Source organism: Luteibacter sp. 22Crub2.1, from assembly GCF_900167995.1.
Lineage (GTDB): Bacteria > Pseudomonadota > Gammaproteobacteria > Xanthomonadales > Rhodanobacteraceae > Luteibacter > Luteibacter mycovicinus.
The window spans coordinates 197,306-222,922 of sequence record NZ_FUYT01000004.1 but is presented as its reverse complement, the minus strand read 5'-3'; the positions used below and the strand labels follow the sequence as shown (position 1 = coordinate 222,922).

The 25,617-nt window shown below is 64.2% G+C and carries 25 protein-coding genes and 1 tRNA gene; 10 read left to right on the top strand and 16 right to left on the bottom strand.

All coding sequences use genetic code 11. The features are described 5' to 3' along the window. Window positions 1–26: 26 nt before the first annotated feature. Complete coding sequence (upp, locus tag B5X73_RS05490) at window positions 27–662, top strand: uracil phosphoribosyltransferase (RefSeq protein WP_036114872.1); 636 nt, start codon at window positions 27–29, stop codon at window positions 660–662. 25 nt (window positions 663–687) lie between these two features. On the opposite strand, the gene B5X73_RS20920 is transcribed toward upp, so the two are convergent. The 3 genes from B5X73_RS20920 to B5X73_RS05475 are packed head-to-tail and all read right to left on the bottom strand — an operon-like array spanning window position 688 to window position 2,296. Next, complete coding sequence (locus B5X73_RS20920; protein WP_176167733.1) at window positions 688–1,101, bottom strand: roadblock/LC7 domain-containing protein; 414 nt, start codon at window positions 1,099–1,101, stop codon at window positions 688–690. After that, window positions 1,095–1,634 (bottom strand): GTP-binding protein, encoded by a 540-nt coding sequence (locus B5X73_RS05480; protein WP_036114875.1) that lies wholly within the window; start codon window positions 1,632–1,634, stop codon window positions 1,095–1,097. Before B5X73_RS05480 ends, B5X73_RS20920 begins: the two co-directional genes overlap by 7 nt. A gap of 5 nt (window positions 1,635–1,639) precedes the next feature. Then, complete coding sequence (locus B5X73_RS05475) at window positions 1,640–2,296, bottom strand: hypothetical protein (protein ID WP_139382657.1); 657 nt, start codon at window positions 2,294–2,296, stop codon at window positions 1,640–1,642. A 232-nt stretch (window positions 2,297–2,528) separates the two neighbouring features. On the opposite strand from B5X73_RS05475, the gene B5X73_RS05470 reads away from it, so the two are divergent. Beyond that, window positions 2,529–5,264, top strand: coding sequence for a lamin tail domain-containing protein (locus B5X73_RS05470; RefSeq protein ID WP_079520875.1), 2,736 nt, complete (start codon window positions 2,529–2,531; stop codon window positions 5,262–5,264). A 97-nt stretch (window positions 5,265–5,361) separates the two neighbouring features. Here B5X73_RS05470 and pip read toward each other — a convergent pair whose 3' ends face one another. Both pip and B5X73_RS05460 read right to left on the bottom strand, forming a co-directional pair. Continuing rightward, window positions 5,362–6,318, bottom strand: a complete 957-nt coding sequence (gene pip / locus B5X73_RS05465; protein ID WP_079520874.1) for a prolyl aminopeptidase — start codon at window positions 6,316–6,318, stop codon at window positions 5,362–5,364. A 183-nt stretch (window positions 6,319–6,501) separates the two neighbouring features. Further along, window positions 6,502–7,884 carry an FAD-binding oxidoreductase gene (locus B5X73_RS05460; RefSeq protein WP_079520873.1) on the bottom strand — a complete coding sequence of 461 codons (1,383 nt, stop codon included), beginning with the start codon at window positions 7,882–7,884 and terminating at the stop codon, window positions 6,502–6,504. A 115-nt stretch (window positions 7,885–7,999) separates the two neighbouring features. Here B5X73_RS05460 and serA point away from each other — a divergent pair, with 115 nt between their 5' ends. Both serA and B5X73_RS05450 read left to right on the top strand, forming a co-directional pair. Next, a complete protein-coding gene (gene serA, locus B5X73_RS05455; RefSeq protein ID WP_036114897.1) occupies window positions 8,000–9,235 on the top strand; it encodes a phosphoglycerate dehydrogenase in 1,236 nt (411 codons plus the stop codon). 81 nt (window positions 9,236–9,316) lie between these two features. Next, window positions 9,317–9,898, top strand: a complete 582-nt coding sequence (locus tag B5X73_RS05450) for a hypothetical protein (RefSeq protein WP_079520872.1) — start codon at window positions 9,317–9,319, stop codon at window positions 9,896–9,898. A gap of 11 nt (window positions 9,899–9,909) precedes the next feature. Here the strand turns inward: B5X73_RS05450 and B5X73_RS05445 are convergent, their stop codons facing one another. Then, on the bottom strand, window positions 9,910–10,854 hold the full coding sequence (locus B5X73_RS05445; RefSeq protein ID WP_079520871.1) for a GGDEF domain-containing protein: 945 nt from the start codon (window positions 10,852–10,854) through the stop codon (window positions 9,910–9,912). Window positions 10,855–10,993: 139 nt separating this feature from the next. Continuing rightward, window positions 10,994–11,194, bottom strand: coding sequence for a hypothetical protein (locus B5X73_RS05440; protein ID WP_079520870.1), 201 nt, complete (start codon window positions 11,192–11,194; stop codon window positions 10,994–10,996). 354 nt (window positions 11,195–11,548) lie between these two features. Here B5X73_RS05440 and B5X73_RS05435 point away from each other — a divergent pair, with 354 nt between their 5' ends. Genes B5X73_RS05435 through B5X73_RS05425 form a run of 3 tightly spaced genes read left to right on the top strand, consistent with a single transcriptional unit; the run spans window position 11,549 to window position 16,405 of the window. Further along, window positions 11,549–12,727 carry an alpha-hydroxy acid oxidase gene (locus B5X73_RS05435; protein WP_079520869.1) on the top strand — a complete coding sequence of 393 codons (1,179 nt, stop codon included), beginning with the start codon at window positions 11,549–11,551 and terminating at the stop codon, window positions 12,725–12,727. 40 nt (window positions 12,728–12,767) lie between these two features. Then, window positions 12,768–14,207 (top strand): aldehyde dehydrogenase, encoded by a 1,440-nt coding sequence (aldA, locus tag B5X73_RS05430; RefSeq protein ID WP_079520868.1) that lies wholly within the window; start codon window positions 12,768–12,770, stop codon window positions 14,205–14,207. A 26-nt stretch (window positions 14,208–14,233) separates the two neighbouring features. Then, window positions 14,234–16,405: a PQQ-dependent dehydrogenase, methanol/ethanol family gene (locus B5X73_RS05425; RefSeq protein ID WP_139382656.1), complete on the top strand. Its 2,172-nt coding sequence runs from the start codon at window positions 14,234–14,236 to the stop codon at window positions 16,403–16,405. A 91-nt stretch (window positions 16,406–16,496) separates the two neighbouring features. Here the strand turns inward: B5X73_RS05425 and B5X73_RS05420 are convergent, their stop codons facing one another. Beyond that, window positions 16,497–17,468 carry a LysR substrate-binding domain-containing protein gene (locus tag B5X73_RS05420; protein WP_079520866.1) on the bottom strand — a complete coding sequence of 324 codons (972 nt, stop codon included), beginning with the start codon at window positions 17,466–17,468 and terminating at the stop codon, window positions 16,497–16,499. Window positions 17,469–17,598: 130 nt separating this feature from the next. On the opposite strand from B5X73_RS05420, the gene B5X73_RS20915 reads away from it, so the two are divergent. Continuing rightward, window positions 17,599–18,276 (top strand): hypothetical protein, encoded by a 678-nt coding sequence (locus B5X73_RS20915; RefSeq protein WP_176167732.1) that lies wholly within the window; start codon window positions 17,599–17,601, stop codon window positions 18,274–18,276. 54 nt (window positions 18,277–18,330) lie between these two features. Here the strand turns inward: B5X73_RS20915 and B5X73_RS05410 are convergent, their stop codons facing one another. After that, a complete protein-coding gene (locus B5X73_RS05410; protein ID WP_079520864.1) occupies window positions 18,331–18,834 on the bottom strand; it encodes an Hcp family type VI secretion system effector in 504 nt (167 codons plus the stop codon). 317 nt (window positions 18,835–19,151) lie between these two features. On the opposite strand from B5X73_RS05410, the gene B5X73_RS05405 reads away from it, so the two are divergent. Both B5X73_RS05405 and B5X73_RS05400 read left to right on the top strand, forming a co-directional pair. Further along, a complete protein-coding gene (locus B5X73_RS05405) occupies window positions 19,152–19,967 on the top strand; it encodes a DUF6402 family protein (RefSeq protein WP_079520863.1) in 816 nt (271 codons plus the stop codon). Further along, window positions 19,967–20,572 carry a hypothetical protein gene (locus tag B5X73_RS05400; RefSeq protein ID WP_079520862.1) on the top strand — a complete coding sequence of 202 codons (606 nt, stop codon included), beginning with the start codon at window positions 19,967–19,969 and terminating at the stop codon, window positions 20,570–20,572. The genes B5X73_RS05405 and B5X73_RS05400 overlap by 1 nt, the downstream gene beginning before the upstream one ends. Window positions 20,573–20,611: 39 nt before the next feature. On the opposite strand, the gene B5X73_RS05395 is transcribed toward B5X73_RS05400, so the two are convergent. From B5X73_RS05395 to rpmI, 7 genes are all read right to left on the bottom strand, one after another. Beyond that, a tRNA-Pro gene (locus tag B5X73_RS05395) sits at window positions 20,612–20,688 on the bottom strand. A gap of 46 nt (window positions 20,689–20,734) precedes the next feature. Then, window positions 20,735–21,091, bottom strand: a complete 357-nt coding sequence (locus B5X73_RS05390) for a MerR family transcriptional regulator (RefSeq protein ID WP_036114913.1) — start codon at window positions 21,089–21,091, stop codon at window positions 20,735–20,737. After that, window positions 21,072–21,371, bottom strand: coding sequence for an integration host factor subunit alpha (gene ihfA / locus B5X73_RS05385; RefSeq protein ID WP_036114917.1), 300 nt, complete (start codon window positions 21,369–21,371; stop codon window positions 21,072–21,074). Before ihfA ends, B5X73_RS05390 begins: the two co-directional genes overlap by 20 nt. A gap of 1 nt (window position 21,372) precedes the next feature. Next, entirely contained in the window at window positions 21,373–23,754 is a 2,382-nt protein-coding gene (pheT, locus tag B5X73_RS05380; RefSeq protein WP_079520861.1) for a phenylalanine--tRNA ligase subunit beta, read from the bottom strand. 28 nt (window positions 23,755–23,782) lie between these two features. Beyond that, a complete protein-coding gene (gene pheS, locus B5X73_RS05375; RefSeq protein ID WP_079520860.1) occupies window positions 23,783–24,775 on the bottom strand; it encodes a phenylalanine--tRNA ligase subunit alpha in 993 nt (330 codons plus the stop codon). Between the two features lie 110 nt (window positions 24,776–24,885). Continuing rightward, a complete protein-coding gene (gene rplT, locus B5X73_RS05370) occupies window positions 24,886–25,245 on the bottom strand; it encodes a 50S ribosomal protein L20 (protein ID WP_036114926.1) in 360 nt (119 codons plus the stop codon). Window positions 25,246–25,259: 14 nt separating this feature from the next. After that, on the bottom strand, window positions 25,260–25,457 hold the full coding sequence (rpmI, locus tag B5X73_RS05365; RefSeq protein ID WP_036114929.1) for a 50S ribosomal protein L35: 198 nt from the start codon (window positions 25,455–25,457) through the stop codon (window positions 25,260–25,262). Window positions 25,458–25,617: the final 160 nt, after the last annotated feature.

Here is a 25,617-nt window from a genome sequence, read left to right as displayed (position 1 = left end):
CGTCGCCCACTGCCCCGTTTCCGTCCATGAAAATCGTCGAAGTCCGTCACCCCCTCATCCAGCACAAGCTCGGCCTCATGCGCGCCGCGGGCATCAGCACGAAGGAATTCCGTGAGCTGGCCTCCGAGGTCGCCGCGCTGCTGACGTACGAGGCCACGGCCGACATGGAAACCGAGTGCAAGACCATTCAGGGCTGGGCTGGCCCCGTCGAGGTCACCCACATCAAGGGCAAGAAGGTCACCATCGTTCCGATCCTGCGCGCGGGCCTCGGCATGCTCACCGGCGTGCTCGAGATGATCCCGGCGGCGAAGGTCAGCGTGGTCGGTCTTCAGCGCGACGAGGAAACGCTCGAGCCTGTCGCCTACTACGAAAAGCTCAGTGGCGGCATGGACGAGCGCACGGCGATCATCGTCGATCCGATGCTGGCGACCGCGGGCACGCTGGTCGCCACCGTCGACATGCTCAAGGCGGCCGGCGCGAAGCGGATCAAGGGCCTGTTCCTGGTCGCCGCGCCCGAAGGCCTCAAACGCATCGAGGCCGCACATCCGGACATCGAGATCTACGTCGCCTCCATCGACGACCATCTCAATGAACTGGGTTACATCCTGCCCGGCCTCGGCGACGCGGGCGACAAGATCTTCGGCACCAAGCAGAAGACCTGAGTCCTGACGAACGTCGCACCGCGAATCAGCCGGTGACGGCTTCGCGGGCGTCGAGCGCGGCGGCCAGCCGGGAGGCATGCTGCCGCGTCGTGTAAAGCATCTGCCCGAGTCCCGAGTGAGTACCACCGGCGACGCAGACGACGACATCGAGATGCTCGCTGCGCGCCTGGCAAAGCACGACGTGCCCTCCTTCCGCTTCGATGCATACGTGCCGGCACGCCCCCAGATGCGCTTCGTGACTGCCCAGCTCGCCGAGCGCGGCGAGCGAGCCCGCGACGGCGGCCAGCCGGGCTGGATCGTCGCCCGGTTCGACCCGGCATGCCAGCTGCAAGCCATCGCTCGTGGTCACGATCACGGCGCGTACGCCCCGGACGTCACGCAGCAGGCGATCGGCCGTCCGTTCGCATAATGTGCGGGATTCCTCGTCGACCGTCAGCACGCGACCTCCGCATGGGCGGTCAGCTGCCAGAGCAGCAGATCGATCAGCTGCAGGACATCGTCCTTGCGCGTCGCGTTGGCCGCGATCACCGGACAGGTGACGCCGTGGCGTGCCGCCACGCGGACGAAGGCATCGAGACCCGGCAGCGGATGCCCTTCGGTGCGGCCGATGCCCACCACGCAGGGTGCCGTGCGCAACAGGTCGGCGAAGCCGGCGAGGTAACGGGAAAAATCCTCGAGCGGGGCCGGCCGGCTGTTGTCGATGAGGATGATCAGACCGAGCGCGCCGCGGCCGATGATCTTCCACATGAAGTCGAAACGTTCCTGGCCCGGCGTACCGTAAAGGCGCAGCGTCTCGCCATCGGCGAGCACCAGTTCGCCGTAATCCATGCCGACCGTGGTGGTCGCCTTGGCGAAACCCGCATCCATGTTGCGTGCTTCGGTGGCCATCGGCGCGACGTCACTGACCGCGGCTATCGCGGTGGTCTTGCCGGCGCCGGTGGTGCCGGTGAACACAAGCTTGAATTCAGGCATCGCTATCAGAGCCCCAGTCGTGCACGGATACGCCCGATCACGCCGACGCGCTCACGCACGGTCAGGCTCGACAGAAACGGATTCTGGATATCGCGTTTTCCGGCGGCGAGCGGTTCGCTGGACAGCAACCCCGCGTCATGCAGGTCGGTGAGCAACTGGCGGCATTCGCCGGCGGTGCAGCCGATCATCCGGGTGAGCTCGCCGGCGCTGACGTCCGCACGCAGCAGGACCGCGGACATGCGCATGCGCTCCCGCGTCGCGACCAGTCCGGCTTCGGGCCAGTGACGCAGCCGAAAGCTGTTGGTCGCCATCGCATGACGGTCGATGCGTGAGGGCAGCGCCGGCGATGCCTGCTCGAGCAGGTCGCCCAGGTCGTTCAACGCATCTTCGAGCATGTGATAGTTGAAGGGGAACGCCAGCACCCGGCTGTGTTCGGTCGCATCCGCGTAGGCACCCCGTCCGACAGGCTGCAGTGCGATGCGATTGTCTTCGCTGCGCACCACCAGATCGCCTTCGACCGCCGTAGCGGTCCAGCGCTGACGAAGCCGGCCATCGATCACCCGCATCAGCGAGCGCAGCACCATTTCATGTCGCGTCTCGACGTCCCGGCATTCGAACGTCAGCCCTCGCCGTTCCTGCCGGAAAAGCGCATCACTGTTCACGAAATCCCCCGATAACGCGCTGAAAACGGTGTTTTCGCCACCGTGCTGGGAGTGAGATTAGCCAGCACGGCAGGCGAATAGCGCGACATTCGTCACACATCCGGTGCGTCACATTCCGCTGTCATAAATTTGCGTCAGACTCCCCGGTACGGACCTTCACGGGGGGAACGTCGCGCGAGGACCGGGCGACGCTGTGGGTCGCGTACAACCAACGACTCGAGGGGACATTCGAATGCGTTTGACCACGTCACAGCGCGCCACATGGGCGGCGCTGGCAGGCCTCATGGCCGTCCTTCCGCTGCAGGCGGCGGACCTTTCCATCACCCAGTTCCGCGTACGCGGGCCCGCCGGCGGCAACGACGAATTCGTCGAGGTGCAGAACACCGGCACCGCCGCGCTGGACGTGTCCGGCTACAAGTTCAACGCGTCCAACGCGAGCGGCACGACCGGCACACGCTTCACCTTCCCTGCCGGGACATCGGTCGCTCCGGGCTGCTTCCTGCTGCTTTCCAACAAGGCGGCATCGGGCTATTCGGGCACGGTTACGCCTGACCTGAGCTACTCGACAGGCGTCACCGACGACGGCGGCCTCGCTCTGCTCGACGCTTCGGGATCGGTCATCGATCAGGTCGGCCTCAGCGCGGGTTCGGCGTACAAGCTCGGCACGGCGCTGACGACGCTGGGTACCGGCAATTCGGACCAGGGTTACCAGCGCAAGGTCAACGGCGCGGGCCTGCCGCAGTCCACCGGCGACAACTCGGCGGACTGGGTGAAGGTCGCGCCGACCGCGCCGCGCGCAAGCACGTCGCCGTGTACCGTCCAGGGCACCAGCCTGTCGATCGCCGATGCCACAGTGAGCCTGCGTAACGGCGACGACGTGCCGATGCCGTTCACCGTCACGCTGAGCGAGCCGGCGGACACCGACGTCACCGTGTATGCCCGGACCGCGGACGACACCGCCACCGTGGCGGCCGGCGACTATGACGCCGTGGATACGACGCTGACGATTCCGGCCGGTTCGACCACGACGACCCTCACGGTGAACGTGCACGGGGCCAGGGCCGCCGGTCCGGACAAGGCGCTGCGCGTGAATCTGTCCAACGCGACGGGCGACGTGACGCTGGCGAAGGACACCGCGGTCGGCGCCATCCTCAATCAGATCCCCATCGCCGCTGAAATCTGGCAGGTCACCGGTCGCGGTCAGGTCTCGCCACTGGTCGGCAAGCGTGTCGCCACGACGGGTAACGTGGTGACCGCCGTCGGCCCGGCGGGCTTCACCATCCAGACGCCGGACAACCGTGCGGATGACGACCGCCTCACCTCCAACGGCATCTATGTGTTCACCAGTTCGGCACCGACGGTAAAGATCGGCGACCTGGTGAACGTGGAAGCGACGGTCGACAATTATTACAACCTGCCGGAACTGAAGAGCGCCACGGTCGTCACGACGATGCACGGCGCGAAGCTGCCGGCCGCCGTCGTCTTCGGTGACAAGATCCCGTCGACGGATCCGAACGCCCTCTCCTGCGGCGACACCAACTTCCAGTGCTACGTCGGCATGCGCGTCGCCATCGACAACGGCATGATCACCACCGGCAACCTGCGCTTCAGCAACGAACCGTTCGCCGAGGTGTACATCACCGCCAACGGCCAGCGTTCGCTGCGCAAGCCGGGCGTGCGCTACACGGTAGCCGTGCCCGATGGCGTCAACCTGCCGAACTGGTCGGGCAACCCGGAAGTGTTCAAGATGAACACCGCCGACTACGGTGCCGTGCCGGCCAACACGCCATTCAACGCGGGCACCACGTTCCGCGCGGAAGGCGTCATGTCGTACGCGTTCGGTGCGTATACGCTGATCCCGACCAAGGTCACGGTGAAGAAAGCGGTCGATCTGCCGCGTCCCGTGGACTCGCGTGCGTTCTACGCGGTGCGGGTGGGCGCGCTCAACACCGAGCGTTTCTGCGACACCAACTTCAACACGACCTTTACCTGCAGCGGTGGCGACACCGAGCCGACGGCGGATCAGGTCAAACTGAAGACGCAGCGCCTGTCCGCATACATCGGCGGCGTGCTCAAGCTACCCGACATCCTCTCTGTGGAAGAAGTGAAGAGCCTCGCCGTGCTGCAGGGCCTCGCCAGGCAACTGGGTGACGACTACCCGGCACAGTACGAAGCGTTCCTGCAGGAGGGCCACGATCCGAGCGGTATCAACGTCGGTTTCCTGGTGCGTACCGACCGCGTACGCGTGCTCGACGTGCGCCAGCTGGGCGCGGATGAAACCTGGCAGGATCAGGGTTCGACCGCCTTCGTGCACGACCATCCGCCGCTGCTGCTGACCGCCGAAGTACCGTCGATCCTCGGCAAGATGCGCATCAACGTGATCTCGGTGCACCCGAAGGCACGCCAGAACGTGGACAAAACCGGCACCACCGCCGATCGCGACCGCGAAAAGCGCTTCCTGCAGGCGAAGTCGCTGGCGACCCAGGTCCAGGCGATTCAGACCGACCGCAAGAACCTCCTCGCGCCGCTGCTGGTCGTCGGTGACTTCAACGCATATCAGTTCAGCGATGGCTTCACCGACGTGGTCGGCCTGATCTCGGGTCGCTACGACGACAGCCAGAACCTGCTGAAGCTGGGCAAGAACCTGGTCAGGCCGGCACTGTGGAACGCCGTGGATTCGGTACCTGCGAACGATCGTTATTCGTTCCTGTTCACCGAGAACTTCGGCAACATCCAGGGCCAGGCCCCGCGCTCGGTGCCGACGCACCAGGTGCTCGACCATGCGCTGCTCAACACGGTGGCCCGTGGCCTGTTCCTCAAGATGCAGTACGGCCGCGGCAACCTCGACGCACCGGTACAGACGCTGGACGATTCCGCGTCGGCGACCGATGTGAAGAAGGCGCTGGGCTCATCGGACCACGATGGTTTCGTGGTCGACATGGTGACGCTGCCACTGGGATTGTTCTAAAACCCTTGTAGGAGCGCGCCTCGCGCGCGAAAGGCTCCGTGCGACGCTCTGTCGCGAACGGGCTTTTCGCGCGCGGGGCGCGCTCCTACCTGTTTTGTCAGCTGGCAAACCGATCCGTAGCCCGCACCAGCTCCTTGATGATTCCCGGCTCGAACGCCGAATGCCCCGCGTCCTGCACGATCTTCAGATCGGCTTCCGGGAACGCGCGATGCAGATCCCATGCGCTACGCACGGGACACACCACGTCGTAACGTCCCTGCACGATCACCGTGGGGATATGGCGAATCTTGCCCACGTCGCGCAACAGCTGGCCATCGACCTCGAAGAAGCCGGCATTGACGAAGTAGTGGCATTCGATGCGGGCGAACGCGAGCGCGAACTCGTCCTCGCCGCTCGACGCGATATGCCCCTCGTCCTGGTAAAGGTAGCTCGTCGCCCCTTCCCACACCGACCACGCACGCGCCGCGGCGACACGGACCGCCGGGTCGGCACTGGTCAGCCGGCGATGGTAGGCGCTGATCAGATCGCCGTGCTCCGCCTGCGGAATGGCCGACAGATACGTCTCCCAGGCATCGGGATAGAGCTGGTCACAACCGCCCTGATAGAACCACTCCAGCTCCGAACGACGCAGCATGAAGATGCCGCGCAGGACGAGTTCGCTCACGCGATCCGGGTGCGTCTCGGCATAGGCCAGGGCCAGCGTGGAGCCCCACGAGCCGCCGAAGACCTGCCACGTGTCGATACCCAGATGCTCGCGAAGGCGCTCGATGTCGGCGACCAGATCCCACGTCGTGTTATCGGTCAGTTCGGCATGCGGTGTGGACTTGCCACAGCCACGCTGGTCGAAGAGCACGATGCGGTACTTCTTCGGATCGAAGAAGCGACGGCAACGCGGATTCGTGCCGCCACCCGGGCCGCCGTGGAGAAAGACCACCGGCTTGCCCTGAGGATTGCCGCTTTCCTCGAAATAGAGCGTGTGCAGCGGCGAGACCGCGAGCGTGCCGCTGTTGTAAGGCTCGATCGCGGGGTAGAGGTCGGGGGAATCCTGGGCCATGGGGGCACGTCTCTGGGGTGCGGGGAAAGCCCAAGGCTAATGCCCCTGCCACCGCCTGCCAACCTCCCCGGCTGAGCTACGACCGCGCCGTGCGCGCGACCAACGAACTACGCGCGCGCCAGGGTGCCACTGCGTCACCGCGTTGTTGGCTTTTCGCGCGCAGGGCGCGCTCCTACCGGCTCGCTAAAGTAGCTTGCCCGGATTCATGACGTTATTCGGGTCCCACACCGACTTGATCCCGCGCATCAGGGCGATCTCGGCTTCGCTGCGGACACTACCCAGCCAGGGCTTCTTGACCAGGCCGATACCGTGCTCAGCGGAAATGCTGCCCCCGTGGCGCTGCAGCGTGTCGACCAGCAGCGAGGTGACGTGTTCGCACTGCTCGACGAATGCCGCGTTATCAAGATCAGCGGGCTTCAGCACGTTGATGTGCAGGTTGCCGTCGCCAATGTGACCGAACCAGACCACGTCGAAGTGTGGATACTCGGCCGACAGCAGCGCCTGCATCTCGGCCATGAACGCCGGCACCGCCGAAATGCGCACCGAAACGTCGTTCTTATAGGGCTTGTGCGGCGCGAGCGATTCGGTGATGCCCTCGCGTAGCCGCCACAGGGACGCGGCCTGGGCATCGCTGGAGCTGATCGCGCCATCGACCACCCAGCCTTCGCCCAGACAAAACTCGAAGAACGCCAGCGCCGCGGCTTCGGCGGCCTCGTCCGGCGCATCGAACTCGGTGACGACGTAGAACGGATATTCCCCGTCGAATGGACGCTGCGCGCCGTGCGCCGTCACGTGCAGCAATGCACGATCGGTAAAGAATTCGAACGCGCCGAGTGTTAGACGGTGACGTGCCTCGGCGAAGACTTTCATCAACGCATCCATCGCCGGAACCGCGAGCAGCATCACTTGCGAGGGCGGCGGCGGTGACGTGAGGCTCAGGGTGGCTTCGACGACGATGCCGAGCGTGCCTTCCGAGCCGATCACCAGATGGCGCAGGTCGTAGCCGGACGCGTTCTTGATCAGGCCCCGGTTGAGATCCAGCAGCTCGCCGGTCCCGGTGACGACCTTCAGACCCGCGACCCATTGTCGCGTGTTGCCGTAACGGATCACGCGGATGCCGCCGGCGTTGGTCGCGATATTGCCGCCGATCTGGCAGGAGCCCCGCGCGGCGAAATCCACCGGGTAAAGCAATCCGCGTTCCTTCGCCGCGTTGTGCACGGCCTCCAGGGCGATGCCCGGCTGGACGGTCAGGGTGCGGTCGATCGGGTCGAAGTCGAGCACGCGGTTCATCCGGTCGAGGGTCACCACCAGCTCGCCGTTGGCCGCCACGGCACCGCCGGAAAGGCCCGTCCGGCCGCCCGAAGGCACCAGGGCCACGCCCTGCCCGCTCGCCCAGCGGACGATGCCCTGCACCTCTTCCACGGTCGCCGGGTAGGCAATGGCGAGCGGCGCGGGCGTCCAGCGACGGGTCCAGTCGCGGCCATGGTGCTCGAGGTCGCCCGGATCGGTCGACAGCCTGAGTTCGGGAAGGAGGCGGGCCAGTTCGGCCAGGCGCGGGTCGGTCATGGGAGTCTCGCTCGGGTATCCACCGAGGGTGCCAGTCCGCCGGGTGCGCTGCAACATGGGCGTCACGATCTGGCATAGTGGTCAGCCCTGAATCCGCGAAGCAGAAGCGTCAGCCATGAAGCGCACGTCGTACCCGAAAGAAGACATCAAGGTGCTGCTCCTCGAAGGCGTCAGCCGCAGCGCGCTCGACACCTTCCGCCAGGCCGGCTACTCGCAGATCGAGTTTCACGAGAAGTCACTGCCCGAGGACGAGCTGAAAGAGCGCATCGCCGATGCGCACATCGTCGGCATCCGCTCGCGCACGCATCTCTCCGCCGACGTGCTGGCCGAAGCGCGCCGCCTGATCGCGGTGGGGTGCTTCTGCATCGGTACCAATCAGGTCGATACGGTCGACGCCGAGCGACTGGGCGTGCCGGTCTTCAACGCGCCCTACTCCAACACGCGCAGCGTGGCGGAGCTGGTGATCGCCGAAACGATCATGCTGGTCCGCCGCATCCCGGAAAAGAACGCCGAGTGCCACCGCGGCGGCTGGTCCAAGTCGGCCGCCGGCAGCTTCGAGGTCCGCGACAAGGTGCTCGGCATCGTCGGTTACGGCCACATCGGTACCCAGGTCGGCGTGCTCGCCGAATCGCTGGGCATGCGCGTGATTTTCCACGACGTCGAGCCGAAGCTTTCGCTGGGCAATGCACGCCCCGCGGCCAGCCTGGACGACCTGCTCGAGCGCGCCGACGTCATCACGCTGCACGTGCCGGAAACACCGCAGACGAAGAACCTCATCGGCGCCGCCGAGATCGCCCGCATGCGTCCCGGCTCGATGCTGATCAACGCCTCGCGCGGCACCGTGGTGGATATCGACGCACTGGCCGACGCCCTGCGTACGAAGCACCTCGCCGGTGCCGCGATCGACGTGTTCCCGGTGGAGCCTAAAGGCAATACCGATCCGTTCGTCTCGCCACTGGTCGGCATGGACAACGTCATCCTGACCCCGCACGTCGGCGGCAGTACGGCCGAGGCGCAGGAGAACATCGGTATCGAGGTGGCGTCCAAGCTGGTGCGTTACAGCGACAACGGCAGCACACTCTCGGCGGTGAATTTCCCCGAGGTATCCCTGCCCGGCCATCCGACCAGCCGCCGCCTGCTGCACATCCATCGGAACATTCCGGGTGTGCTGTCGCGGGTCAACGAGGTGTTCTCCAAAGCGGCGGTCAACATCGACGGCCAGTATCTGCAGACCTCGCCGCAAGTCGGTTATGTCGTGATCGACGTGACCACCAGCGAGGAGCATGCCGTGGCGCTGCGTAACGAGCTGGCGGCGATCGAGGGTACGCTTCGGGCGCGCGTGCTTTACTGAAGGCACGACGCCATGCCAGAACCCAGGAGACGACAGGCACGCGTCAGGTGGCTGGGCATCGCCACCTGCTGTTTGGCCGGCATGGCGCAGGCCCGCGTTCAGCCTCCAAAGGAAGCACCCCAAACCGATGAGACCACCCTGCGCTGCAAGGATGCAGGCAAAGTCGTCAATGACTACTACGGTTTCACCGCCCTGTTTCCAGGGTCGCTGCACGCCTACCCGGATTCACCCATCGACATGACTGACCACGGCTGCGTGGTCAGTCTGGACGACACCGCAGGCAGCGACCGCAGCATTGACCTGTTCGCTGCCTATAACGCGGCGCTCGACGATACCGTGCGGCAGGCCACCGACGAGCGCATCGACGGTATGACCCACGACGAGACGATCGATCATGTGATCCTTGTCTCGCGTCGGGCGATGTCGCTGGGTGGCCTCAAAGCGGAGCGCAGCGTCATCCGTTACCGTGATAAGTCGACCGGTCGGCCGCACGTTTCCGACGTGGTGATCGCCTTACGTCATATCGTGAAACCGTCCGACGGGTTTTCACACACCTATACGGTATCCCTGACCACGACCGAGGAGGCTTATGAAGGCGACCGGGTCACCTTCGAGGCCATCCTTGCCAGTTGGCGGACCATTCGCGCGGAAGACAGTCCCTGACCGTGCGGTGATCAGCAGCCGTCGGCGACGACACGGGCACGGCCACGCTCTTTAGCGCTGTACAGACGCTGGTCCGCCCTACGAATGAAGGCCGACAGCTCATCGCCCTCCTTCGGCACGATGCTGTTGACGCCCGCGCTCATGGTGATCCGTTTGCCCGAACCGATGCCCGCATGCGGGATCAGTGCCTTGTCGACCAGATCGAGGCAGCGCCATCCCAGCGCCAGGGCTTCGGCCTCGTCGGTATCCGGTAACAACAGCACGAACTCCTCACCACCGAAGCGGCACAAGAGGTCGGCGGGTCGACGCACGATGCCGGACAGCGCCGAAGCGACACGCTTCAGGCATTCGTCGCCTTCCAGATGCCCGTAGTGATCGTTGTACTGCTTGAAGAAATCGATATCGAGGACGACGAGCGAAATGGACTTGTGACTGTCTTTGGCGTCGCGCCATTCCGTCTCCATCATCGTGTCGAAACGACGACGGTTGGGCACGCCGGTCAGGCCATCCTTGAAGGACAGCTCTTCGAGCTCGCGCTGCATGTTGAGCAGCTTTTCTTCCGTGCGCTTGCGCTCGCTGATGTCGAACATGAAGCCGACCAGCGCATTCGGGGTGCCGTCCTCATTGCGCACCACATGCACGACATCGCGAATCCAGACGAAGGTGCCGTCCTTGCGCAGCGCGCGATAATCGGCCTCGTGATCGATGCCCGCCATCGACTGCGAGACACAGAAGTCGAAAACCCACGCGCGGTCCTCGGGGTGCATGCGATCGGCCCAGTCCTGCACGGTCATCCAGGATTCGGGTGCCCAGCCGAGCAGCTCCTCGATCTGCGGTCCCACATAGGCAAAACGCAGCGTCGCCCAGTCGATCTTCCATGGAATGGCGCGCGTCGATTCGAGCAGCGTCTTGTAGACCGCGACGTCGTCGTCGCGAACGATGTCCTGGATACTCATGCATTCCCCCCATGCGGCAGGCTCGCCACGGACGGAATGATCGCCTGCTGTCGACGTGGGCGCCAGTGGATCCTTCACTTGACGCCCCGCAGGCACCTCAGCCAGATCATCTATGCCGTCTGGCCGGGGTAGAGCCGCTTCAGGACGCCACGGAATCAGGCGCCGGAAGCTCGGCCTTCCGCGCGAAGTCGCGCAAGGCGAACGCACCGCGGACGCCGTTGAGGAAAGCCATCCAGATGATGACGGCCATGATCAGACCCGCGACGGCTTTGGGCTGGGTCGCGAACTGATACACCTTCTCCAGTGTGGACAGACCCAGACCTGCAAAGGCGGCAATCATCGCGTCAGCGCAGGCAGGCGGATGTCCGGTATTTCCCCCTGAGCGCCGTGATCTGCGCTCGTGGACGAAGGATAGAAGGGAATCGCGGGGGCTACCAGAGTGACCACCTGTTCAACGCCCTGCCGCCCATCGGGGGGGGTGAACCGCTCACGAAATAAAACGCGGTACGCTCGGCACATGTGTGCTGCGGCGCAATCTAGCGCATATGCCTCACTGCGAAGGCTCTCATGCAATTCCTTCCGCACCGCAGCATAAAGACCCGCCACGAGCGCTTGCCTGACAGGAAATTATTTCGTTCAGGCGCAGCGACCGCCTGCCTAGCATCCGGCAGGTTTTTCGTTTCGATGGTCCAGCATGCCCACTCCGATCACCTGCGTCGCCGACCTTCGGGATCTCGCCCGCAAACGTGTGCCCCGCGCGTTTTTCGACTACGACGACCGCGGCTCTTATGAAGAAGTGACGCTGCGCGACAACCGCGCCGTCTTCGATCGCATCCACCTGCGCCAGCGCGTCATGATCGATGTCGATCGCCGTGATCTGACCACAGAAGTGATCGGCCAGCCGCTGTCCGTGCCGCTGGCGATCGCGCCGACCGGCCTCACCGGCCTGACCCACGGCTCGGGCGAGATCCTCGCCGCCCGCGCGGCGGCGGCCGCCGGGATCCCCTTCTGCCTGAGCACCATGTCGATCTGCTCGGTCGAACAGGTCGCCGCGGCGGTGAAGGACCCGTTCTGGTTTCAGATCTACGTGATGCGCGACCGGGGCTTTACCAGGTCGCTCATCACCCGTGCCCGCGAGGCGGGCTGCTCGGCGCTGATGGTGACCGCCGACCTGCAGATCCAGGGTCAGCGCCATCGCGAGATCAAGAACGGCATGACGGTGCCGCCGAAGCTGACGATGCGCAACCTCGTCGACATCCTCGGCAAGCCACGCTGGGTGAGCGGCGTCCTGTCCGCGCCGAGTCGCTCGTTCGGCAATCTGGCCGGGCAGATCGACGGGGCGGATGGCCTCACTACCCTCGCGCAGTGGATCGGCAACCAGTTCGATCCGCGACTGACCTGGGACGACATCGGCTGGATTCGCGACCTGTGGCCGGGCAAGCTGATCCTCAAGGGGATCATGGAACCCGATGACGCACGCGCAGCGGTCAAGGCGGGCGTCGACGCGATTGTCGTCTCCAACCATGGCGGGCGGCAGCTCGATGGCGCCGTCGCTTCCGCTTACGCCCTGCCCCGTGTCGTCGACGCCGTCGGCAACGACATCGAGGTCCTTTTCGACGGCGGCATCCAGACCGGCCAGGCGCTGCTGAAAGCGCTGGCCCTCGGCGCGCGTGCCGGCCTCATCGGCAAGGCCTTCCTCTACGGCCTCGGTGCCATGGGCCAGGAAGGCGTGACCAGGGTAATCGAGATCCTGCGGCGCGAGCTGGATGTCAGCATGGCGCTGACCGGCAACACCTCGGTGCGCGCCCTCGATCGTTCCATTCTTCTCGACGAACGCGGTGAGCCCTGGCTCCCGCTTCGCCCCACCGCTTGAACACCCCGCGCCGCATGGCGCGCGTACCCAAGGAAACGAAATGAGCAGCAACTACCAGAATTACATCGGCGGACGTTTCGTCAGCGACTCGTCCGATGGCAGCGTCGAGGTCACCAACCCGGCAACGCAGGCCGTGCTCGGCCATGTGCCGGAAGCCTCCGCCGGTACCGTGGCCTCCGCCGTGGATGCAGCGCGCAAGGCGCAGCCGGCGTGGTCGAAGCTGCCCGCCATCCAGCGCGCCAATGCTCTGCGCGCGATCTCGGCCAAGGTGCGCCAGCATCGAGAGCGCCTGGCCGCGCTGATCGTCGCCGAACAAGGCAAGACGCAGGGTCTCGCCGCGGTCGAGGTCGACTTCACCGCCGACTACATCGATTACATGGCCGAATGGGCGCGCCGTCTCGAAGGCGAGGTGCTCACCAGCGACCGCCCGGGCGAAAGCATTTTTCTGCTGCGCAAGCCGATCGGCGTCGTCGCCGGCATCCTGCCGTGGAACTTCCCGTTCTTCCTGATCGCCCGCAAGATGGCTCCCGCACTGGTCACCGGCAATACCGTGGTGATCAAGCCCAGCGAAGAGACGCCCCTCAATGCGTTCGAGTTCGCGAAGCTGGTCGCGGAGACCGACCTGCCCGAGGGCGTGTTCAACCTCATCGGCGGCACCGGCGCCAAGGCCGGTGCGGCACTGACCGACAACCCGGGCGTCGGCCTGATCAGCTTCACCGGCAGCGTCGAGACCGGCAGCCGCATCATGCAGACGGCGGGCAAGCACCTCACCCGCGTGAACCTGGAACTGGGCGGCAAGGCGCCGGCGATCGTGCTGGCCGATGCCGACCTCGACCTTGCCGCGAAGGCCATCACCGATTCGCGAGTGATCAATACCGGACAGGTGTGCAACTGCGCCGAGCGCGTCTACGTCGACCGCAAGGTCGCCGACGAATTCGTCGAGAAGCTTCGCCGGAACATGGCCGCCACGACCTATGGCGATCCGGGCTCGGATGCATCGGTCGGCATGGGCCCGCTGATCAACAAGGCAGGCCTGGACAAGGTACGCGGTGCGGTCGAGCGAGCCGTCGCCGCGGGCAACGAAGTAGTCACGGGCGGCAAGGTCGCCGACCTCGGCCAGGGCTTCCATTACGAGCCGACCGTGCTGATCGCGAAAGACAACGATCAGGAAATCATCCGTAAGGAGACCTTCGGTCCGGTCCTGCCGATCGTGCTGGTCGACGGTCTGGAACAGGCGGTCGCCTACTCCAACGACTCCGACTACGGCCTTACTTCGTCGCTGTATACGCGCGATCTCAACAGCGCCTTCCGTGGTGTGCGCGATCTCGAATTCGGCGAAACGTACGTCAACCGCGAAAACTTCGAAGCCATGCAGGGCTTCCACGCGGGTCGTCGCAAGTCGGGCATCGGCGGCGCCGACGGCAAGCACGGCCTTTACGAATACACCGAAACGCACGTCGTCTACATCCAGCACGACTGATGGCGCGACACACGAGGGGAGACACCATGAAACCAGCAAGCGGAAAGCCAGCCCGGTTCCTGACGATGACGACGGCACTCGCCCTCGCCCTCGTCGGCGGGTCCACCACTTTTGCTCAGGAGGCCGCCAGGGGACCGGCCGCCGTCGACGGCGCGCGCATCGTCAATGCCGACAAGGAACCCGGCAACTGGATGACCACGGGACGCACTTACGACGAGCAGCGCTACAGCCCGTTGAAGCAGATCACCGACAAGAACGTCGACAAGCTCGGCCTGGCATGGACGTACAAGATCGACATCGATCGCGGCGTCGAAGCGACACCCATCGTCGTCGACGGTGTGATGTACACCACGGGCCCCTTCTCCATCGTTTACGCGCTGGACGCGAAGACCGGCCAGCTGAAATGGAAGTACGACCCGAAGTCGGACCGTGCACGCGCAGGCGAAGCCTGCTGCGACGCGGTGAACCGCGGTGTGGCCGTGTGGAATGGCAAGGTCTACGTGGGCGTGCTCGACGGCCGCCTCGAGGCGATCGACGCGAAGACCGGCACGAAGGTCTGGTCGGTCGATACGCGCTACGACACCACGCGAAGCATCTCGATCACCGGCGCGCCGCGCATCGTCGAAGGCAAGGTGATCATCGGTAACGGTGGCGCCGAGTACGGCACGCGCGGCTACATCACCGCGTACGACGCCGAGACCGGCAAGCAGGACTGGCGCTTCTGGACGGTGCCGGGCGATCCGGACAAGCCGGCCGAGAACAAGGCGATGGAAATCGCCCGTCCGACGTGGACCGGTCGTGCGTTCGTCACGCAGGGTGGCGGCGGTACCGTATGGGATTCGATGTCGTACGACCCCGAACTGAAGCTGCTCTACATCGGCGTGGGCAACGCGTCGTCGTGGAATCCGAAGTTCCGCAGCGAGGGCAAGGGCGACAACCTGTTCCTGTCGTCCATCGTGGCGATCCATGTGGACACCGGCGAGTACGCCTGGCACTACCAGACCACCCCGGGCGATGCCTGGGACTTCACGGCGACCGCGCACATCATCCTTGCCGACATAAAGATCGACGGCAAAGTGCGCAAAGTAGCCATGCAGTCGCCGAAGAACGGCTACTTCTACGTCATCGATCGCACCAACGGCAAGCTGCTGTCGGCGAAGAACATCATCCCGCTCAGCTGGTCCAGTGGCGTCGACATGAAGACCGGTCGTCCGAAGGTCAATCAAAGCGCCGAATACTGGAAGGATCCGGAACACAAGCCGCACCTGGTGCAGCCCGCGTTCTGGGGCGCGCACGACTGGCAGCCGATGTCGTACAGCCCGGATACGGGTCTGGTCTACATCCCGACGCACATCATGTCGGCGTACTACCAGGATCTGGCCAAGGAACCGCCGCGTCGCAAGTTCAAGAGCGCCTATCAGCTCGGTGCGGATGCCGGCATGGTGCCCGAGGCGGAGAAGGAGCTGCGCGAACTGGCCAATACCTGGAGCGGCAAGCTCACCGCCTGGGACCCGAAGACGCAGAAGATGGTCTGGGAAGTCCCGTACAAGACGATCTTCAACGGTGGCGTGCTGTCCACCGCGGGCAACCTCGTCTTCGAAGGCACCGCCGACGGTCGCGTCGTGGCGTACTCCGCCGACAAGGGTAAAAAGCTCTGGGAGCAGCCGGCCAACACGGGCGTCATGGCCGCACCGATCACCTATACGGTGGACGGCGAGCAGTACGTGACCTTCATGGTCGGCTGGGGCGGCGCGTTCTCGACGTTCGAGGGCGGTATCTCGCTCAATGCCGGCGTGCTGCCTAATTCACAGGTTCTCACCTATAAGCTCGGCGGCACCGCCAAGCTGCCGGACTTCAAGTACAAGTACGCCGACCACAAGCTCGATCCGCCGCCGCTCACCGGTACGCCGGAACAGATCGCCGAAGGCCAGAAAGCGTTCGGTGCCAACTGCTCGCAGTGCCACGGCATCAACGCGGTCTCCGGCGGCGTGCTGCCCGACCTGCGCCTGCTGTCGAAGGAAAACCACGCGCGCTTCGCCGCCATCGTCTACGGCGCCCGCGTCATGGACGGCATGCCCTCGTTCGCCGACGGCCTCACCATGCAGCAGGTGGAAGAGGTGCATCAGTACCTGATCAAGCGGGCCCACGACCTGAAGGACTCGCCGACCAGGGAACCGCGCGCCGCCCAACAGCCGTAACAGCGACGTAGGAGCGCGCCTTGCGCGCGATGCTTTTCCACACGGAACGGTGTCGCGCGCGGGGCGCGCTCCTACATTTGGGTCATCGCGGTTAAGGCCTTTGCGCCTCCACGCAGACCTCCCGCAACCACGCAATAAAAGCCCCTCGGGCCTCGTCGGGCTCCGCCACGCGGTGCCAGCAAAGATGATAGGCATACGCCGGCTCCGCCTCGATCGCGAACAGCTTGATCAGCTTGCCGCTCTGCAGATGCCGCCGCGCAAGACTGCGCCGCACCAGCGCCACCCCATGACCATTCAGCGCCGCCTCCATCAGCATGCCGAGGTCCATCAGCCGATGGCCGTCCGTCGGTTCGGCGGTATCGCCCTGCCCCGTCTCGGTGCGGGCGGCGCGCATCCATGGCCCCCAAGGCTCGAGCGGACAGCGCAGCAGGATGGCGCGACGGATCATGTCGGCAGGTGAGTCGAAGCGAATCTGCGCCAGATAAGCCGGACTCGCCACGGGAAAAACGGTCTCGCTGGTGAGGCGCTCACTGTCCACGCCCTCGAAGCGCCCGTCCCCGAAGCGTACTTCCACGTCCCAACCCGGCGCCGTGATGTCGAGATACGGGATGGACGGCATCAGCTCGAGTTCGATGTCCGGATACCGCTGAGTGAAAGCATGCAGGTGCGGGACGAGAAGATCGCGCCCGAACGTCGGTGGCGTGGCGACACGCAGCCGTCGACGTGATGATGAATCGCGGCGGTGATACGCGGAGCGTGTCAGCAGACCGAGCGCGACGTTGACCTGCTCGAGGTATTCGCGGCCGATAGCGGTGGGCTCGACGCCGCGGCCTGTGCGCGAAAGCATCTTTACACCGAGTAGGGATTCGAGTCCGGCGACGCGTTTGGCGACGGCGCTGGGCGTGACTGCCAGCTCGTAACTCGCGCGTTCGAAAGAGCCTAATCGTGCGGCGGCTTCCAACGCCCGCAGATGCGCCGTCGAAGGCAGACGTACGTTGTTCTGTTCGAGTGAGTGCAGCCGGTGATCGAGCCCGTCGTTCGACGGACGGCGTGGAAAATTCATCCGCGGGCCTCTGTTTTTCAGGGCTCTAGATTAGCAGCCGGGCGCAAGTTCTGACGCATCAGGACGCGACTCGTCAACCTATCCGCCTAGCCGACGTTGGAGATCCATGCCCAACGTGAGGACGACCTCGATGCCCGATTCCCTACCTGCCCTCGCCATGCGTGGTGTGACCCTTGCATGCGCCATCGCACTCGCGTCATGCGCAAGTAGCGGCGTTCGTCTCGCTACCGCGCCTGTCCACCCCTACTCGTTCGATGGCCACTGGGTGGTGGATCCCTCGCGAAGCGAAGACCCCGATGCTGCCGGCGCTGCGGCAGGTGGCGGCCGAGGTGGCATGGGCGGCGGTCACGGCCATGGTGGCGGGATGGGTGGCGGAGGGATGGGAGGTGGTGGTGGCATGGGCGGAGGCCGACATGGTGGCGGCGGTGCAGGCTCCGGAAGCAGCCCGGGAGGTAGCCCTGACAGTGGCGGTAACGGGAACACGATGCGTCGCGCCCTTCTGCTGCCAGACACGCTGGACATCGCCCTGCGGCCTGACACGCTTTCGCTAACCGCCGACGGGCATCCGCGTAGCGTTCCCATGATCACGACTCAGGACGCGCATGCGAATGCCACACGCGCAGGCTGGGACGGCGACAGTCTCGTAATCGTGATTCACGCCGATCCGAAGCGCGGGGACATCGTGCAGCGCTATGAGGTCGCGCCGGATCATTCGCGTCTCGTGGTGACAACGGAATTCAAGGGCAAGTCGAAGAAGGTTTCTGTGGTCCGGGAGTTTACGGCTGCGCCTGCCGCCACTAAGGACTAACGAGAAGCCCGGCATTGCCGGGCTTCGTTTCGTCGTACGGGCAGCAGTGCTTCTTCAGGCAGCAAACGTCTTGTCGTTCTTCGTCAGGCTCCACGCGCCAAGCGTCATGCCACCCTGCCCGCCATCGAACGTTTGCTTCACATATTTCCACTGGATCGCGGCATATCTGAGCGCGAGCGTTTCCATCGGTAGCGGCCTGTCGTCGATGCCGAGACCGATCTGCGCGATCAGAACATGTTTGAGTTGAATCTCAAGATATTTGACGCGTCGTCCGTCACCCGCGTCCCGATACATGTCGATCTGCGCGGACTGAAACGTCGTTCCGCCTGAGAGCGCCTGATAGAGCGCCGGACTCGACGAGTCGATCTCCTTCCTCACCCCGATATCGCCATGCACGGTGCGCCCGACCGCGTGGCCACCCGCCGTCGACGAAGCCAGGGATGTGGGTTGGTGCATCTGATGGTGCAAGGAGTTCAGCTCGATCCACTGCCCATGATCCTTATCCGCGGATTCGCCTTTCAGGTCGGGGCCGTTCAACTTCAGGTAAATGCTTTTCATCGAAATCCTTGATGTGGTCATACAGGCTGTCGCTGCCTATCGGAGGCGAACGACGAGGCTTTCTACCGGATTCGAAAAAGATATGTTTGAGAACGAAGGACACCGTTTTTCTTGGCTTCAATTGCGTTCATCTACCCACGTAATTTCATGAACGCGTGACTTACATGACGGGGTAAGTGGTCGCTCCGACAACTACACTGCGCGCCGCATCGGTCGGGTCGCATACGACTCGACTACACAGGAGCGCAACGCGATGGAGACGTTCGACATTGTCTGCATGGAGACGTAGCGCGTTTACGTAGCAAAGGAGCAGGTCTATGAATGGAAATCCAGTCGCACTGGAAGACGCGACGTCGGCGATAGATAAAGTTGAATCGATCCCGCGTGCCATGCGACATATGGGATGGATGGTCGCCGCCGACCTGATGGAACGGTGGCTTCATTCGTCGGCGTGGGTGCTTCCCGACGTGTGGAAATCACCAGATGCGCCGGATCCGCGAACGCTTCCGGCTTCTTCGCTCGACGAACGCATCGTGCGCATGAGCTGGGCGATGGCGAATCCGCGTGTCCGCATTGGCATGGAGAGGCTGAGGGAAAAAATGGCGAATGGACCTGCCAAGAAGCTACTTCAACGAAGGGCGACGAAGCTATCCTGGGGGGCAAACGGACGCGCCGATTTTGGCAGTCAACACGATAGCGCCGTCCAGTTGGACTGGAAGTGCCAGTCCAATTACGAAGTAATCGGCGGGAAGCTCGACACGATGGACGACCTCTACGGAGCCCTCGGCTCAGCTGCGCTGAAAGTTGCTTTGGTTGGCGAGGCCACCCGGGACGCACAGAACGGAAAGATCAGCCTCCGAGTTACACACGCTGGCTTCTACATTCGCGACACGTACGACTTCAACGGCCCTCAGACACTGGGAACCTGGACCAAGGATGGCGTCCTCAACAAGAAGCAGATATTCGCGAATGCGGTGATGAACGGACTATCGTTCCAGTGGGGCATACCGTCTGGACATGTATCGAACGCCGACTTCGAACAGTATCGGATCGAGACCGGGCTGGGCGGCGATTTCGTCATCTACTCCGACGTCTACTGGGAGCGCACGGATTTCGTGCTTGATCTGGGCTGATGGATATCAAAGCCCTCATCGGGGTCATCCTGGTCGTTGCTGGAGCCGCGACTTATCAAGCTTCGGAGTGGTGGGAGCGTGCTTATGCGACGTACATCTCGTCGCAGACAAGCCCTGACGGCTGCCTGCGTGTAGACACCTACAAGGCGTTTTGGGTGCTCCCATCATTCCTCCATCGCATACCGGATCCCGATCCCGAAAACAGAAACGATTTGGGTAGAGACTGGGACGGCGCCTTCTTCAAACGAGCTTACGAAGTCAGCACAGGCGATTTTCTGGGTGAAACGGTCGTGTTCGACGCATCCGCTTCGTTCAACATGATGTTCTGGAACGACTCGAAAGAGGCGGGCCGACGCATCGTCCTGGCTAACGGATTCCCGATGGTCGATACCGATCGGTGTGCCGACAAGGCGACGCTGGCGAAGCTCGAAGCGTTCTATGAAAAGGAGCGTGAGGAATTTCGACCGATTCAGGAGCGCTGGGAGCGAGATCGAGAACGGGATCGCGAAGAGGAAAGGCTACGGGAGCAAAATCAGCCGGATGAACGCCAGGCTTCGGGGGCGGCGGCAAGCCCACCGGGTGGCGGAAGGTTGGCGGGGCGGTAACGAAAAAAGGCGCCCCGTGAGGGACGCCTTTTCGAATAATGGTCGGGGTGGCGAGATTCGAACTCGCGACCACTACACCCCCAGCGTAGTGCGCTACCAGGCTGCGCTACACCCCGACGAGCAAACGATTGTAACAGCAACGCCGCGATCTGCGGAAGCGGGTCAGCGACGAAGCAGGGTCAGGACTTCTTCGAGCTCCAGGCGGACCTGGCGGACGATCTGGTGCGACATGCTCGCTTCCATACGGGCCTGGGGGCCCTCGAGGCGTGCGCGCGCACCCGTAATGGTGAAACCCTCGTCGTACAGCAGCGAACGGATCTGGCGGATCATCAGCACGTCGTGACGCTGGTAGTAGCGGCGGTTGCCACGGCGCTTGACGGGCTTCAGGGCCGGAAATTCCTGCTCCCAGTAGCGAAGGACATGCGGCTTGACGCCGCAAAGCTCGCTTACTTCACCGATGGTGAAGTAGCGCTTCGCCGGGATCGCCGGAAGTTCGGTGTTATTCCCTGGATCCAGCATAGCCCTCGACTCTTACCTTGAGTTTCTGGCCAGGACGGAAGGTGACGACCCGCCGGGCAGAGATGGGAATTTCTTCGCCGGTCTTGGGATTGCGACCCGGCCGCTGATTTTTCTGACGCAGATCGAAATTGCCGAAGCCCGACAACTTGACCTGCTCGCCCCGCTCGAGAGCTTCACGAACGACTTCGAAGTACGCGTCAACGAACTCTTTGGCCTCACGCTTGTTGAGACCTACGTCGAGGAAAAGCCGCTCGGCCATTTCCGCCTTGGTCAGCGCCATCTTATCCTCGCAATCTTGCCTTGCATGTCTTCTCCAATGCCCCCACCGCTTCTGCCACACGAGCGTCGGCATCTTCGTCGGTAAGGGTGCGTGAAGCGTCCTGTAAAATCAAGCCCATAGCGAGACTCTTTCGCCCTTCGTCGATCCCTTTCCCGGCGTATCGGTCGAACAGGCGGATCTCACGCAGGACCTCGCCGAGGGCGCCACGAACGGCTGCCTCGACGGCCGACCAGGAGACGTCCTCAGGCAGTTCGACCGCGATATCGCGACGCACGGCGGGGAACCGGGCCACGCGCGCCGCGCTGGGCAGGCGTCGGGCCAGTACCGGCTCGAGGGCCAGCTCCATCACATGAACATCCGGACCGAGATCCAGGGCTTTCGCGAGTGCCGGGTGCAGGGCACCTAAGTAACCGGCCGGCAGTCCGTCGCGGAGTACGCGTGCGCCACGACCGGGATGCAGCCAGGACGGCAGATCGTCGGTGTCGACCGACCAGCGGGCCGGCTCACCCGTGTGAGCGATCAGCGCGTCGAGGTCGCCCTTGAGGTCGAAGAAGTCGACCGTGCGGGACGCTTCGCCCCACTGCTCCGCCCGTGCATTGCCTGAAGCGACGACGGCCACCCGGCCGATCTCGTCCGGGGCACCGCCCGTCGCGTGGAAGCTGCGCGCCAATTCGAACAGACGAACGCGCTCCTGCTGGCGGGCACGATTGTGACGCAGCGCTTCGACCAGGCCCGGCAGCAGCGAGGTACGCATGACGGCCAGGTCGGCTGAAAGCGGATTGGCCAACGGCACCCAGGCGTGGTCGACGCCCCAGGTCTTGAGCAGGTCGGCGCTGAGGAACGACAGCGTGACCGCCTCGAAATAGCCACGCGCGGCCAGCTGGTCGCGCAGCGCCATCTCGCTCAGGCGCGCCTCCGGCTCCGACCGCAGGGCAATCTGACCGGCAGGAATATGGGTCGGGATGCGCTCGTAACCATGAATACGGGCGACCTCTTCGATCAGGTCCTCCTCGCGCTCGATGTCGAAGCGGCTGCTCGGTGGCGTGACTTTCCAGCCGTCCGCGATTTCCTCGACGCCCATGCCCAGCGCGGTGAAGATGCGGGTCACTTCGGCGGCGGCGACATCGATGCCGAGGATGCGACGCAGACGCGCATGACGGAGGACGACAGGCGCGTGCTCGCGCAGGTCTTCGAGCCGCTCAGCGACCGTCACCGGGCCCGCCTGGCCGCCGGCGATCTGCAGCAGCAGTTCGGTGGCGCGTTCCATCGCGCGCTTCGGCAGGGCCGGGTCGACACCGCGTTCGTAGCGATGCGAGGCGTCCGTGTGGAGCCCGAGCTTGCGCGCGCGACCCATGATGGCCGACGGCGCGAAGTGCGCAGCTTCGAGAAAAATGTTGCGCGTCGCATCGGTGACGCGCGAGTCGAAACCGCCCATGACACCGGCGACGGCAAGCGGTGCGGCCTCGTCGGCGATGACGACGAACGACGGGTCGAGCTTGGCTTCGCTGCCATCCAGCAGCTTCAGGGTCTCGCCCTGCCCCGCATGACGGACGACGATCGAGCCCGTCAGCTTGTCGTTGTCGAACGCATGCATCGGATGACCGAGCTCGAGCATCACGTACTGAGTGACGTCGACCACCGCGCTGATCGGACGGATACCCGCGCGGCGCAGACGCTCCGCCATCCACAAGGGCGACGCCGTGCTCGCGTCGATACCTTCGATGATGCGACCGAGATAGCGCGGCGCGTCGGCACCGGCTTCGAGACGGACCGGACGGGTGGCGCTGGCGGTGACGGCGACGTCGCCCACACCGATCGCTTTGACGCGGCTGCCGAAAAGCGCCGCCACATCGTGCGCCAGACCGTTGAGGCCGAGCACGTCCGGACGGTTCGGCGTGATCTTCAGTTCGATGCTGGCGTCGGGCAGACCGAGGTAGTCCGCCAGCGGCTTGCCGACCGGCGCATCGGCCGGCAGTTCGAGCAGACCGGAGGCATCCGCATCGAGGCGAAGCTCTTTCGCCGAGCAGAGCATGCCGAACGACTCGACCCCGCGCAGCTTCGCGGCCTTGATATGGATCTCGCCCGGCAGCGTGCTGCCAACGGTTGCCAGCGGCACGCGGATTCCCACGCGCGCATTGGGCGCACCGCAGACGATCTGCACCAGCTCACCCGTGCCGGCGTCGACCTTGCACACCTGCAGGCGATCGGCTTCGGGATGTTTGGTGGCTTCGACGATCCTGGCGACGACCACGCCGTCGAGACCATCACCCAACTCGGTGACTTCCTCGACTTCCAGGCCGGACATGGTGAGTGCGTGAACCAGCGCCGCGCGATCCGCGTCGATGTCGACCAGCTCGCGCAGCCAGTTTTCGGAGAATTTCATGGGAGCGACTCTCTAATCCGGAGGGCTATCAGGCGAACTGACGGAGGAAGCGCAGGTCGTTCTCGAAGAACGCGCGCAGATCGCCCACGCCGTAACGCAGCATCGCGAAACGCTCAACGCCGAGGCCGAAGGCGAAACCCGTGTAACGCTCCGGATCGATGCCGCAGTTCTTCAGCACGGTCGGGTGGACCATGCCGCAGCCCAGCACTTCGAGCCAGCGCGTGGAGCCGTCTTCGGCGTCCCAGCGGATGTCCACTTCGGCCGAGGGCTCGGTGAAGGGGAAGTAGCTCGGACGGAAGCGCATCTCGAAATCGCGCTCGAAGAACGCGCGGATGAATTCGGCCAGGGTGCCCTTCAGGTCGGCGAAGCTCGAGGTCTCATCGACCAGCAGGCCTTCGATCTGATGGAACATCGGCGAATGGGTCTGGTCGGAATCGCTGCGATAGACCTTGCCCGGGGCGATGATGCGGATCGGCGGCTGGCGCCCTTGCATCGAACGGATCTGCACCGGCGAGGTATGCGTACGCAGCAGGCGACCGTCACCGAAATAGAAGGTGTCGTGCATCGCGCGCGCGGGATGGTGCGGCGGGAAGTTCAGCGCCTCGAAGTTATGCCAGTCGTCCTCGATCTCGGGACCGTCGGCACGCTGGTAACCGAGACGGCCGAAGATATCGGCGATGCGCTCGAGCGCGCGGGTGATCGGGTGGATGCCACCGTACTCGCCGTCGCGGCCCGGGAGGCTGACGTCGATTCGCTCGGAAGCGAGGCGGCGATCCAGTTCAGCCTGTTCCAGCGCCTGCTTGCGGGCGGCAATGGCGTCCGTGAGACGCTCCTTGACCCGGTTGACTTCGGCGCCACGCGCCTTGCGCTCGTCACCCGACAACTGACCCAGGGCTTTCAGCGCGGCGGTCACCGCACCGTTCTTTCCCAGCAGGGCGACACGCACGGCATCCAGCGCCTCGAGGGAGGCCGCCGACTCGATGTCGCGCAGGGAGGCGTCGATATGCTCGATCGATTCCATCGGTTTTCCTGACTTTTTCGAGGCACACAAAAAAGTGTGGGGAGAAGGCAAGGCCTTCTCCCCACGTCATCCATCTTCGCGCGATAAGACTACCGCGCGTTTAAAGCGGATTACGCAGCCAGACTGGCCTTGGCCTTCTCTGCGATCGCGCCAAATGCCTTGATGTCGTGCACGGCGAGGTCGGCGAGGACCTTACGGTCGACGGCGATCTCAGCCTTGGCCAGACCGTTGATCAGGCGGCTGTAGGACAGACCGAACTGACGGGCGGCGGCGTTGATACGCACGATCCACAGCGCGCGGAACTGACGCTTACGCTGCTTGCGGCCGATGTAGGCGTACTGACCAGCCTTGATGACGGCCTGGTTGGCTACGCGGAAGACCTTGCGACGGGCGTTGTAATAACCCTTTGCACGGCCGAGGATTTTCTTGTGACGACGACGGGCGGTAACGCCACGCTTAACACGAGCCATGGTTCAACCCTCCCTTAGAGATACGGCAACATGCGAGCTACACCCTTGGTGTCGCACGCTTTGACGTGGTTGGGAGCGCGCAGGCCGCGCTTACGCTTGGTCGACTTCTTCGTCAGGATATGCGACTTGAAGGCGTGACCGGCTTTGAACTTACCGGATGCGGTCTTGCGAAAACGCTTCGCTGCCGCCCGGTTGGTCTTGATCTTGGGCATCGGAATGCTCCGTATTCGGTGACTGACTGATCCGGCGGCAAGCCCTTGCGGGACAAGCACTTTCCTTCCTGCCGGGTACGGTGATTCGGCCCATCCATACGGGCCGAGCCGGCGATCATACATGAATTCAAACGAAAAAGGGCGCCGGAGCGCCCTTCTC

What these genes read in the sequence shown, in the direction of transcription:
- upp (WP_036114872.1), top strand. Translation starts at nt 27, where the DNA reads ATGAAAATCGTCGAAGTCCGTCACCCCCTCATCCAGCACAAGCTCGGC.
- B5X73_RS05480 (WP_036114875.1), bottom strand. Translation starts at nt 1,634, where the DNA reads ATGCCTGAATTCAAGCTTGTGTTCACCGGCACCACCGGCGCCGGCAAG.
- B5X73_RS05470 (WP_079520875.1), top strand. Translation starts at nt 2,529, where the DNA reads ATGCGTTTGACCACGTCACAGCGCGCCACATGGGCGGCGCTGGCAGGC.
- pip (WP_079520874.1), bottom strand. Translation starts at nt 6,318, where the DNA reads ATGGCCCAGGATTCCCCCGACCTCTACCCCGCGATCGAGCCTTACAAC.
- B5X73_RS05460 (WP_079520873.1), bottom strand. Translation starts at nt 7,884, where the DNA reads ATGACCGACCCGCGCCTGGCCGAACTGGCCCGCCTCCTTCCCGAACTC.
- serA (WP_036114897.1), top strand. Translation starts at nt 8,000, where the DNA reads ATGAAGCGCACGTCGTACCCGAAAGAAGACATCAAGGTGCTGCTCCTC.
- B5X73_RS05450 (WP_079520872.1), top strand. Translation starts at nt 9,317, where the DNA reads ATGGCGCAGGCCCGCGTTCAGCCTCCAAAGGAAGCACCCCAAACCGAT.
- B5X73_RS05445 (WP_079520871.1), bottom strand. Translation starts at nt 10,854, where the DNA reads ATGAGTATCCAGGACATCGTTCGCGACGACGACGTCGCGGTCTACAAG.
- B5X73_RS05440 (WP_079520870.1), bottom strand. Translation starts at nt 11,194, where the DNA reads ATGATTGCCGCCTTTGCAGGTCTGGGTCTGTCCACACTGGAGAAGGTG.
- B5X73_RS05435 (WP_079520869.1), top strand. Translation starts at nt 11,549, where the DNA reads ATGCCCACTCCGATCACCTGCGTCGCCGACCTTCGGGATCTCGCCCGC.
- aldA (WP_079520868.1), top strand. Translation starts at nt 12,768, where the DNA reads ATGAGCAGCAACTACCAGAATTACATCGGCGGACGTTTCGTCAGCGAC.
- B5X73_RS05425 (WP_139382656.1), top strand. Translation starts at nt 14,234, where the DNA reads ATGAAACCAGCAAGCGGAAAGCCAGCCCGGTTCCTGACGATGACGACG.
- B5X73_RS05420 (WP_079520866.1), bottom strand. Translation starts at nt 17,468, where the DNA reads ATGAATTTTCCACGCCGTCCGTCGAACGACGGGCTCGATCACCGGCTG.
- B5X73_RS20915 (WP_176167732.1), top strand. Translation starts at nt 17,599, where the DNA reads ATGCCCGATTCCCTACCTGCCCTCGCCATGCGTGGTGTGACCCTTGCA.
- B5X73_RS05410 (WP_079520864.1), bottom strand. Translation starts at nt 18,834, where the DNA reads ATGAAAAGCATTTACCTGAAGTTGAACGGCCCCGACCTGAAAGGCGAA.
- B5X73_RS05405 (WP_079520863.1), top strand. Translation starts at nt 19,152, where the DNA reads ATGAATGGAAATCCAGTCGCACTGGAAGACGCGACGTCGGCGATAGAT.
- B5X73_RS05400 (WP_079520862.1), top strand. Translation starts at nt 19,967, where the DNA reads ATGGATATCAAAGCCCTCATCGGGGTCATCCTGGTCGTTGCTGGAGCC.
- B5X73_RS05390 (WP_036114913.1), bottom strand. Translation starts at nt 21,091, where the DNA reads ATGCTGGATCCAGGGAATAACACCGAACTTCCGGCGATCCCGGCGAAG.
- ihfA (WP_036114917.1), bottom strand. Translation starts at nt 21,371, where the DNA reads ATGGCGCTGACCAAGGCGGAAATGGCCGAGCGGCTTTTCCTCGACGTA.
- pheT (WP_079520861.1), bottom strand. Translation starts at nt 23,754, where the DNA reads ATGAAATTCTCCGAAAACTGGCTGCGCGAGCTGGTCGACATCGACGCG.
- pheS (WP_079520860.1), bottom strand. Translation starts at nt 24,775, where the DNA reads ATGGAATCGATCGAGCATATCGACGCCTCCCTGCGCGACATCGAGTCG.
- rplT (WP_036114926.1), bottom strand. Translation starts at nt 25,245, where the DNA reads ATGGCTCGTGTTAAGCGTGGCGTTACCGCCCGTCGTCGTCACAAGAAA.
- rpmI (WP_036114929.1), bottom strand. Translation starts at nt 25,457, where the DNA reads ATGCCCAAGATCAAGACCAACCGGGCGGCAGCGAAGCGTTTTCGCAAG.